Origin of the sequence: Pseudomonas sp. ACN8 (assembly GCF_002303925.1) — a bacterium.
Taxonomy (GTDB): Bacteria; Pseudomonadota; Gammaproteobacteria; order Pseudomonadales; family Pseudomonadaceae; genus Aquipseudomonas.
Genome location: NZ_MRCS01000091.1, coordinates 1 through 8,886, shown reverse-complemented (window position 1 = coordinate 8,886; position 8,886 = coordinate 1). Strand labels below are relative to the sequence as shown.

Annotated in this window: 10 protein-coding genes and 1 pseudogene; 6 read left to right on the top strand and 5 right to left on the bottom strand. The window is 60.6% G+C overall.

The window, feature by feature from the left end; all coding sequences use genetic code 11:
* Nucleotides 1-178 (top strand): annotated as a pseudogene (locus BSF44_RS28725) (LysR family transcriptional regulator); the annotation flags it as partial.
* A 122-nt stretch (nucleotides 179-300) separates the two neighbouring features.
* On the opposite strand, the gene yegQ reads toward BSF44_RS28725, so the two are convergent.
* Nucleotides 301-1,626: a tRNA 5-hydroxyuridine modification protein YegQ gene (yegQ, locus tag BSF44_RS28720; protein WP_095946374.1), complete on the bottom strand. Its 1,326-nt coding sequence runs from the start codon at nucleotides 1,624-1,626 to the stop codon at nucleotides 301-303.
* 164 nt (nucleotides 1,627-1,790) lie between these two features.
* Between yegQ and BSF44_RS28715 the strand changes: the two genes are divergently transcribed.
* Nucleotides 1,791-2,852 carry an AI-2E family transporter gene (locus tag BSF44_RS28715; protein WP_095946373.1) on the top strand — a complete coding sequence of 354 codons (1,062 nt, stop codon included), beginning with the start codon at nucleotides 1,791-1,793 and terminating at the stop codon, nucleotides 2,850-2,852.
* Here the strand turns inward: BSF44_RS28715 and BSF44_RS28710 are convergent.
* From BSF44_RS28710 to BSF44_RS28695, 3 genes are all read right to left on the bottom strand, one after another.
* Nucleotides 2,849-3,040: a hypothetical protein gene (locus BSF44_RS28710; RefSeq protein WP_008004165.1), complete on the bottom strand. Its 192-nt coding sequence runs from the start codon at nucleotides 3,038-3,040 to the stop codon at nucleotides 2,849-2,851. The genes BSF44_RS28715 and BSF44_RS28710 overlap by 4 nt on opposite strands.
* Before the next feature lie 115 nt (nucleotides 3,041-3,155).
* On the bottom strand, nucleotides 3,156-3,350 hold the full coding sequence (locus BSF44_RS28705) for a hypothetical protein (RefSeq protein ID WP_095946372.1): 195 nt from the start codon (nucleotides 3,348-3,350) through the stop codon (nucleotides 3,156-3,158).
* A gap of 403 nt (nucleotides 3,351-3,753) precedes the next feature.
* Nucleotides 3,754-4,107, bottom strand: coding sequence for a hypothetical protein (locus BSF44_RS28695; protein ID WP_095946371.1), 354 nt, complete (start codon nucleotides 4,105-4,107; stop codon nucleotides 3,754-3,756).
* Nucleotides 4,108-4,353: 246 nt separating this feature from the next.
* Here BSF44_RS28695 and BSF44_RS28690 point away from each other — a divergent pair, with 246 nt between their 5' ends.
* Nucleotides 4,354-5,172, top strand: a complete 819-nt coding sequence (locus BSF44_RS28690) for a shikimate 5-dehydrogenase (protein WP_095946370.1) — start codon at nucleotides 4,354-4,356, stop codon at nucleotides 5,170-5,172.
* Between the two features lie 9 nt (nucleotides 5,173-5,181).
* Entirely contained in the window at nucleotides 5,182-5,700 is a 519-nt protein-coding gene (locus BSF44_RS28685; protein WP_095946369.1) for a cupin domain-containing protein, read from the top strand.
* A 146-nt stretch (nucleotides 5,701-5,846) separates the two neighbouring features.
* Here the strand turns inward: BSF44_RS28685 and BSF44_RS28680 are convergent, their stop codons facing one another.
* Nucleotides 5,847-6,491 carry a YceH family protein gene (locus BSF44_RS28680; protein ID WP_095946368.1) on the bottom strand — a complete coding sequence of 215 codons (645 nt, stop codon included), beginning with the start codon at nucleotides 6,489-6,491 and terminating at the stop codon, nucleotides 5,847-5,849.
* 172 nt (nucleotides 6,492-6,663) lie between these two features.
* On the opposite strand from BSF44_RS28680, the gene BSF44_RS28675 reads away from it, so the two are divergent.
* Nucleotides 6,664-7,836 (top strand): acyl-CoA dehydrogenase family protein, encoded by a 1,173-nt coding sequence (locus tag BSF44_RS28675; RefSeq protein ID WP_095946367.1) that lies wholly within the window; start codon nucleotides 6,664-6,666, stop codon nucleotides 7,834-7,836.
* Nucleotides 7,833-8,886 (top strand): acyl-CoA dehydrogenase family protein (locus tag BSF44_RS28670; RefSeq protein ID WP_095946366.1); only part of this gene is annotated, 1,054 nt, incomplete at its 3' end. The genes BSF44_RS28675 and BSF44_RS28670, both read left to right, overlap by 4 nt.

Below are 8,886 nucleotides of genomic sequence, written 5' to 3'. Positions count from 1 at the left end.
CGGCGTGGCGCTGGTGCCCAAAGGCGTGTTCGATCAATACGCCAAAGGCGCCGGGTGCGCGGGGTTTGAGTTCCCCGAACTGACCGCCGTCGACAACCTGTTCTATTGGCATGAAAACGCCGGGGTGCATCCGGCGCGTGAGGCGTTTGTGGCGATGCTGCGCGAGGAATTTGTCTGACGCATTTCCTTGTAGGAGCGAGCCTGCTCGCGATAGCAGTGCATCAGTCAACGTTGAAAGTGACTGACACTCCGCTATCGCGAGCAAGCTCGCTCCCACAGGGTTTTGTGTGTATTTGAAGGTCAGTTCACACCTACGTCCCGCATCAGCAAACCAAACTCCAGATCCACCGCATCCGGAATCGGCAAATACACCGTATGCCCATCCCCCGGTGCAACTTCGATCGCTTCACCCTTGGCGTTTTGCAATTGATGCAGATCGAAGTGGAAGTTGCCCTTGGGCGTCATCAGTTCCATGTGATCGCCCAGGCCGAAGCGGTTTTTCACCTTGACCTCGGCCAGGCGATCCCGCCGCTGGCCGGTCAGTTCACCGGCAAACTGCTGGCGCTCCGAGACCGAACTGCCGTTCTGGTAGTTCTGGTATTCGTCATGCACATGCCGGCGCAGAAAACCTTCGGTGTAGCCGCGCTGGGCGAGGGACTCCAGGTCGGTCATCAGGTCGCGGTCGAAGGCCCGGCCCGCCACCGCATCGTCGATGGCCCGGCGATACACCTGGGTGGTGCGCGCGCAATAAAAGTGCGATTTGGTCCGGCCTTCGATTTTCAGGGAGTGCACGCCCATGTGGGTCAGGCGTTCGACGTGCTGCACGGCGCGCAGGTCCTTGGCGTTCATGATGTAGGTGCCGTGTTCGTCTTCGAAGGCCGGCATCTGTTCGCCGGGACGATTGGCTTCTTGCAACAGGAACACCTGATCGGTGGGCGTACCGATGCCCAGGGTCGGTTCGGGATCGAAGGTCTGGACGATCTCGCCGAGCTGGTTTTCCGTGGCCGGTTGCGCCGAGTATTTCCAGCGGCAAGCGTTGGTGCAACTGCCCTGATTGGCGTCACGCTTGTTCATGTAGCCCGACAGCAGGCAGCGACCGGAATAGGCCATGCACAACGCGCCGTGCACGAACACTTCCAGTTCCATGGCGGGCACTTGCTCGCGGATCTCGGCGATTTCTTCCAGGGACAGCTCCCGCGACAGGATGATCCGGCTCAAGCCTTGCAGCTGCCAGAATTCGACGCTCGCCCAGTTCACCGTATTGGCCTGCACCGAAAGGTGGACCGGCATCTGCGGGTAGTGCCGGCGCACCAGCATGATCAGGCCAGGGTCGGACATGATCAGCGCATCCGGGGCCATGGCGATCACCGGTTCAAGGTCCTTGAGGAAAGTCTTGAGTTTGGCGTTGTGCGGCGCGATGTTCACCACCACGTAAAAGCGCTTGCCCCGGGCCTGTGCCTCGCGAATGCCGAGGGCCAGGTTGGCGTGGTCGAATTCGTTGTTGCGCACCCGCAGGCTGTAGCGCGGCTGGCCGGCGTACACCGCATCGGCGCCGTAGGCGAAGGCGTAACGCATGTTTTTCAGGGTGCCGGCGGGGGCGAGCAGTTCTGGCGCGGTGAGGTTCATGGCAGTGTCGGTCGCAAAAGCCGCACAGGGTAAATGCCCTGTGCCAAGGGTTTATTGACCTGGATCTATGCCTGATCAACAAACCGATGGCACTCGCGCGAGCCGTGGCGGACTAAACATCAAGACGAAAGTTTTTCGTCCTGACTGGCTGGCACGGATCGGACATGAACGAAACGACCCTACAAGACAAGTCCTTGATGGTTTTGCTGGTGCTGGTGAGCGCTGCCTTCATCTGGATCCTGCTGCCGTTTTACGGCGCAGCGTTCTGGGCGGTGATCCTTGGCATTGTCTTTGCGCCACTGCAGAGTCGACTGCAACTGAAGTTCGGCTGGCCACGCAACCTCACGTCGCTGTGCACATTGAGCATTTGCCTGGTGATCGCGATTCTGCCGGTGATCACCATCAGCGCCTTGCTGGTTCAGGAGGGGGCGGTACTCTACAAACGCGTCGAGAGCGGTGAACTCGACATCGCCGGGTACGTGTCGCAGTTCAAGCACAGCCTGCCACCGTATTTCCAGTATCTGCTGGATCGCTTCGGCATGGGCGAGTTGAGCGGGCTGCGAGAGAAAATCGTCAAGAGCGCAATGACCGGCGGACAGGTGCTGGCCTCTCATGCATTCAGTTTCGGCCAGGGTACGTTCGAGTTCATCGTCAGTATCTTCATCATGCTGTACCTGCTGTTCTTCTTCCTGCGCGACGGTGCGGAACTGGCACGCAAGGTACGCCAGGCGGTGCCGTTGCAGGAGCAGCAGAAACGCCGTTTGCAGCTCAAGCTCAATCATGTGGTGCGGGCCACGGTGAAAGGCAACCTGTTGGTGGCCATTACCCAAGGCGCGCTGGGCGGTCTGATCTTCTGGTTCCTGGACATTCCCAGCGTATTGCTCTGGGCGGTGTTGATGGCGTTTCTGTCGCTGCTGCCGGCGGTGGGGGGGGGAATCGTCTGGCTGCCGGTGGCGGCGTTTTTCCTGTTCACCGGGGCGATCTGGCAGGGCGTGGTGCTGGTATTGTTCGGGGTCTTCGTGATCGGGCTGGTGGACAACCTGCTCAGGCCGTTGCTGGTGGGCAAGGACACCAGAATGCCGGACTACATGGTCTTGATCTCGACCCTCGGCGGCCTGTCGATTTTCGGGTTGAACGGCTTTGTCATCGGCCCGTTGATCGCGGCCCTGTTCATGTCGAGCTGGGCCATTTTCGTTGAAACCAAACCGCGGATGCAGCTGCCTTAGGCGCTGAGCCTGCCGGACTGGCCGGTGCCGATGCGTTGCGACAGTTCACGGGCGGCGGGCAGTGAAGTGAGCGGGCCGCTGATCTGCACGCCGTCCTGCACCAGATACCAGCAGGCGAGCATGCCCAGCTCCCTGAGCTGTGCGGGGACGGCGCTGCCGATAACGGACATGATCTGAACCTTTGACATGACAAGTACCTCCATCAATCTGTGGAGTTACTGTAAGGTCCGGGTGCCTTGAGGAGTAATCAACGCTTTCGATAGTGGTCATTGATGCCAGAGGGGGTAAACGACCCTTGGACGGTCAGCTGACCACCTGATCAAGCATATGAACCACTTCCTGCTCGTTGAGCAGGCCCTTGCGCACCAGGCTTTGCGCCAGCAGCGAGAGAAACTTGGCGCTGCGATGACCTTCCAGGTGCTTGAGTTCGGTCAGTGCGTTGTACACCTTGCCGGAGGTGCACAGACCGACGATGCGGTGCGGGTTTTGCGTTGGCATGTGGTCGTCCTTGTTGTTATCAATCTGTTTTCGACGGACAGCAGCGAGCTTGCGGAACTGTCATGACAAAAATATGACCGTTTTTTGCCACACGGCAGAAATCGGCTCGAGTCCATCTTGCCCGTTTCAGCCACGGGCATTGTCCCGATAGCGACCTTGGCGAGATTTATTCAGACCTGCACCGACAAACGGGCATAAAAAAGCCCCGCTGTTTCAGCGTAATGCTGTTCAGTTAAGCGAATGTGGTCCTCTGTAGGAGCGAGCTTGCTCGCGATGGTCGTCAACGATGACGCTGCAAACCTGATACCCCGCGGTGTTCTCAGGTTCATCGCGAGCAAGCTCGCTCCTACAACTTCCTTAAGTGAACAGCATTACGCAGTTTCAGCGGGGCTTGATGAGTTCGTTACCAGCGGCCATGGCCGTGGCCGTAGTAGCCCCGTGGCGGGCCATAGTAACCACGGGGTGGACCGTAGTACACCGGGGCCGGACGGTAGTAGATCGGTTGCTGCACGTAGACCGGGGCCGGCTGGTAGTAAACCGGAGGCGGTGGTGCGTAATAAACCGGCGCGGGCTGGTAGTAGACCGGTTGCGGTGCGACGTAGACCGGGCGGTTGGCGTTGATCAGAGCCGAGCCGACGATGGCAGTACCAACGATCGCTCCAAATACCGCGGCGTCATTACCACCACCGGCTTGCGCCTGTCCTGCGATAGCGAGGGTGCCGATCAGCAAGGCTACTGTGGGGACTTTACGGATCATGATAGTTCCTCGGTTCTTCCACCCGGCGCCTGTATCTGCAATAGACCCAGGGATTGTCGCGGGGATACTTCTAAGACAGCTTTTTTTCGAAAAACAGCACGGCGGCGAGGTAAATTTTGTGTAAGGTCTGTACCGACTTTCTTACCGTCCCCTGTAAGGCCGCGTTAACACACTTATATGATCGATCAGAACCCGATGGAGGGCTAATCCCGTCCATCCGAAAAGTGCATTTGAAGGAGCTTGCCCATGCAGATGAACCCCAACAAAGACACCCAGCTGTGCATGTCCCTTTCAGGACGCCCCGGGAACTTTGGTCTGCGTTTTCACAATCATCTGTATGAACAGCTGGGTCTGAATTTTTACTACAAGGCCTTTGCCAGCCAGGACCTGACGGGTGCCGTCGCCGGCATTCGCGCCCTGCGGATTCGTGGTTGTGGCGTGTCGATGCCGTTCAAGGAAGCCTGCATTGCCCTGGTGGATGAACTCGACGCGTCTGCCGCCGCCATTCAATCGATCAACACCATCGTCAACACCGACGGACATCTCAAGGCCTACAACACCGACTACATCGCCGTGGCCCAATTGCTTGAAAAACACCAGGTGCCCAAGGACTCGAGCTTTGCCTTGCGCGGCAGCGGCGGCATGGCCAAGGCCGTGGCGAGCGCCTTGCGCGATGGCGGCTATGAAAACGGCCTGATCGTGGCCCGCAACGAGCGCGCCGGGCAGGCGCTGGCACAGTCGTTGGGGTATGAGTGGCAGGCCGAGCTGGGGAATCGTCGCCCACAAATGCTGGTCAACGTCACCCCGATCGGCATGACGGGAGGACCTGAGGCCGATCAACTGGCCTTCGAGTCTGATGTGATCGAAAAAGCGGAAACTGTCTTCGATGTGGTGGCGATTCCCTCGGAAACACCGTTGATCGTGCGTGCTCGTGCCGAAGGCAAGCGGGTCATCACCGGACTGGAAGTGATCGCGATCCAGGCACTGGAGCAATTTGTGCTCTATACCGGCGTACGTCCGACGGACGAGCAATTTCACAAGGCCGTGGCGTTTGCCCGCAGCTAGGAGCTGTCCATGCATCCCCCCATTCTCAATCTGGATTCGGTCGAACTTGAAGCGCTGCCCGAAGCGTTTGCGCCGGGCGGTGAAACCGCCGGGCGCTATCAACAGCGCCTGGCCCGAGTCGGTCAGCAATTGGGGGCGCAAAAGCTGGGTTATCGCCTGTATGCGCTGGAGCCAGGCATGCGCGGCAGCCCGTTCCACAGTCATCGGGTCAATGAGGAAATGTTCTACGTTGTGGCCGGGGAAGGAGAGGTCCGCCTGGGAACCGAACGTTTTCCGATCCGCACCGGTGATGTGATCGCCTGTCCACCGGGCGGGCCTGAAAAGGCGCACCAGATCATCAATACCAGCAACGGCGAGTTGCGATACCTGGCCGTCAGCACCCAGCAATCACCGGAGATCTGTGAGTACCCGGATTCCGGCAAGTATGCCGTGATGGATGATTTCAAGGTGGATGCCGAGGGTAATGCGTCAGGCTTTGTTGCCGTTGCCCGGCAAGCCGATGGGGTGGATTACTGGGACGGCGAATAGGCGCAGCCTCTCAAGCTACTGTAGGAGCGAGCCTGCTCGCGATGGACGTCAACGATAACGCGTGCTGTCTGAATGAGCGCGTCGTCTGGACGTTTTTCGCGAGCAGGCTCGCTCCTACAGGTTTTTTTGCCAGGCAAACATCCAGGTTATTCGAGCCGAGCCAGCCTTTCTTCCAGCGCCGCAATCCGCGCTTCCAGTTCTTCGATGCGTTCAACCGAAACCCCGCTGCTGCCACGCTCGGCCGGGTTGTTCCTTGCCGCCATGATCGCTTCGATATCCGCCGGGTCGCCCAGGGCGTGGGTGTATCGGTCTTCGCGCTGGCCAGCCTGACGCGGAATCAGCACCGCCAGACCCCGGGCAATCAGGCGTTCGAGTTGATGCACCACCTGTTCGGTGTCTTCGAACTCATGCATGCGGCCGCTACGGGTCAGCAGTTCATTGACGGTCTGCGGACCACGCAGAAACATCAGCCCGGTCAGGATGACTTGCGCCGGCACCAGTTCCAGGGCCTTGTCGACCTTGTGCTCCCAGCGGTCGGCGCGGCTGCCCATCACCAGCCTGGCGAAACCGCGTCCTTCGAGGGCACGCAGGCTCTGGCCGACCTGGCCCGGCGTCAGGTTCATCACCGGCTCGCGGCTGGTTTTCTGGTTGCAGGCAATCACCAGGGCATTGAGGGTCAGGGGATAGGTTTCCGGGCTGGTGGCCTGTTTCTCGATCAACGATCCCAGAATGCGGATTTCCGTGCTGTTGAGCCGCGGCTCGTCGAAAGTCGTCTCTTGCTCAGTGCTCATGGTTCTGCATCCTTAGCCGATTCATGTTTTTCACTTGCGTAAGCGCACTTTGACATCGCCCGTTCGGACTAGGCAAGGCTAACGATTCTGCCGCGTCCGGCCAGCGCCAAACTTCATGCTCAAAGGGGTGTTGCGCCACGCGCGCCCCGCCAAACGAGCAGAAGGCGCCGCGATGGAGTTTGCATTCAGCGACGAACAGGAAATGATCCGCGCATCGGCCGAGGGTTTCCTCGCCGATGTCTCGGATTCAGCCGCCGTGCGCGCGGCGATGGTCAGCGAGCGGGGTTTCGACGAAGCCCTCTGGCAGCGTCTGTGCCAGGAAATGTACTGGCCGGCGATTCACATCCCCGAAACCTATGGTGGCCTGGGCTTGGGTTTTGTCGAGTTGACGATCCTGCTGGAACAGATGGGCCGGCGCTTGCTGTGCTCGCCGTTTTTCGCCACCGCCTGCATGGCCACCCCAGCACTGTTGCTGGCGGCCAATGATGAACAGAAGCAGCGCTGGTTGCCGTCGATTGCAGACGGCAGCGTGACCGGGACCCTGGCGTTCAGCAGTGCCAACGGTTGGTCCGCCGAGGATGTCCAGGCAACGGTGGTGGCCGAAGGCGACGGGTTCGTCCTCGACGGCACCCTCAAGCATGTGCTCGACGGCCATGGCGCCGACCTGTTGATCATTGCCGCACGACAACCCGGAACCACCGGCGAAAAAGGCATCAGTCTGTTTGCCGTGAACGCCGTAAGCGCAGGCATCGAACGGCAAATGCTGCCGACCATGGACCAGACCCGGCGCCAGGCGCGGATCCAGCTCAAGGGCCTGTACCTTGAAGCCGACTGCCTGCTGGGAGAATTCGGGAACGGCTGGTCGCACCTTGAACGCGCCCTGCAACTGGCCTGCATCGGTCTGGCCGCCGAGCAGACCGGCGGCGCGCAACAGGTGCTCGACCTCAGCGTGGCCTACATGCAGGAGCGCCAGCAGTTCGGTCGTCCGATTGCCAGTTTTCAGGCCCTCAAACACCGCGCCGCCGACATGATGCTGCAAGTCGAATGCGCGCGATCCGCCAGTTATTACGCCGCGTGCGTGGCCCAAGAGGTCCTCGATCCCCAAAGTGATCCTCAGGTCGCGGCCGAACTGCCTCTGGCGGCGGCGCTGGCCAAGGCGCAGTGTTCGGAAACCTATTTCCACTGCGCCTCCGAGTCCATCCAGTTGCACGGCGGCGTCGGTTTCACCTGGGAATACGACCCGCACCTCTACTTCAAACGCGCCCGCGCCAGCGAGAGTTTCCTCGGGCTACCGGCCTGGCATCGCGAGCGCATTGCTTCGGTGATTCTGGGAGAGCAGCCATGAAAATCAGTTTCAGCGAGCAGGACGAATGCTTCCGTCGGGAAGTCGCCGACTGGATGAGCGCCAACCTCTGCGGCGAGTTCGAAGCCCTGCGTTTTCGCGGTGGTCCGGGCGATGAGCACATGTTTCCCGAAGAACGCAAAGCCTGGGAGCGCAAGCTCGCAGAAGGCGGCTGGACCTGCGTCGGCTGGGCGCCGGAGCATGGCGGGCGCGGCCTGTCGATCACCCGGCAGGTGATCTTCAACGAAGAGTACGCCCGCGCCGGCGGCCCTGGCCGCATGGGCCATATCGGCGAAGGCCTGGCCGGGCCGACCATCGCCGCATTCGGCACGGTCGAACAGCAACAGCGCTTTTTGCCGGGGATCGTCAGCGGTACGTCGTTCTGGTGCCAGGGCTATTCAGAGCCGGGCGCCGGTTCCGACCTGGCCAACGTCAAGACCCGTGCAACGCTGGATGAAGCGACCGGCCAATGGCTGATCAATGGGCAAAAAGTCTGGACCTCCCTGGCCCACGAGTCGGACTGGTGTTTTGTCATCGCCCGCACCGAACCGGGCAGCGTCGGCCATCGCGGTCTGTCGTTCCTGCTGGTGCCGATGGCCCAGGCTGAAATCAGCGTTCGCCCGATTGAGCAACTGACCGGCACCTCGGAATTCAACGAGGTGTTCTTCGATGATGCCCGCACCGATGCCACCAACATCATCGGTGCGCCGGGCGAAGGCTGGAAGATCGCCATGGCGCTGCTGGGTTTCGAGCGGGGTGTCTCGACCCTCGGCCAGCAGATGCAGTTCCAGAACGAACTCAACGAAATCATCGCCATCGCCAAGTCCAATGGCGCCGACCGCGACCCGATCCTGCGCCAACGCCTGGCCGAGGCCTGGAGCGGGCTGCGGATCATGCGCTACAACTCGCTGCGCATGCTCTCGGGTAGCCAGGACGGTTCACTGCGCAAAGAGGCGACCATCTACAAGCTGTTCTGGTCGAACTGGCACGCCAGCCTCGGCAAGTTGGCGATGGACGTCCTCGGCGCCGAGGCGGAATTGCTCGAAGCCGCGC

Excerpts from the sequence above, each read along its gene's own strand:
- BSF44_RS28710 (WP_008004165.1), bottom strand. The coding sequence starts at position 3,040 with ATGTCAAAGGTTCAGATCATGTCCGTTATCGGCAGCGCCGTCCCCGCA.
- BSF44_RS28680 (WP_095946368.1), bottom strand. The coding sequence starts at position 6,491 with ATGAGCACTGAGCAAGAGACGACTTTCGACGAGCCGCGGCTCAACAGC.
- BSF44_RS28715 (WP_095946373.1), top strand. The coding sequence starts at position 1,791 with ATGAACGAAACGACCCTACAAGACAAGTCCTTGATGGTTTTGCTGGTG.
- BSF44_RS28675 (WP_095946367.1), top strand. The coding sequence starts at position 6,664 with ATGGAGTTTGCATTCAGCGACGAACAGGAAATGATCCGCGCATCGGCC.
- BSF44_RS28685 (WP_095946369.1), top strand. The coding sequence starts at position 5,182 with ATGCATCCCCCCATTCTCAATCTGGATTCGGTCGAACTTGAAGCGCTG.
- BSF44_RS28695 (WP_095946371.1), bottom strand. The coding sequence starts at position 4,107 with ATGATCCGTAAAGTCCCCACAGTAGCCTTGCTGATCGGCACCCTCGCT.
- BSF44_RS28705 (WP_095946372.1), bottom strand. The coding sequence starts at position 3,350 with ATGCCAACGCAAAACCCGCACCGCATCGTCGGTCTGTGCACCTCCGGC.
- yegQ (WP_095946374.1), bottom strand. The coding sequence starts at position 1,626 with ATGAACCTCACCGCGCCAGAACTGCTCGCCCCCGCCGGCACCCTGAAA.
- BSF44_RS28690 (WP_095946370.1), top strand. The coding sequence starts at position 4,354 with ATGCAGATGAACCCCAACAAAGACACCCAGCTGTGCATGTCCCTTTCA.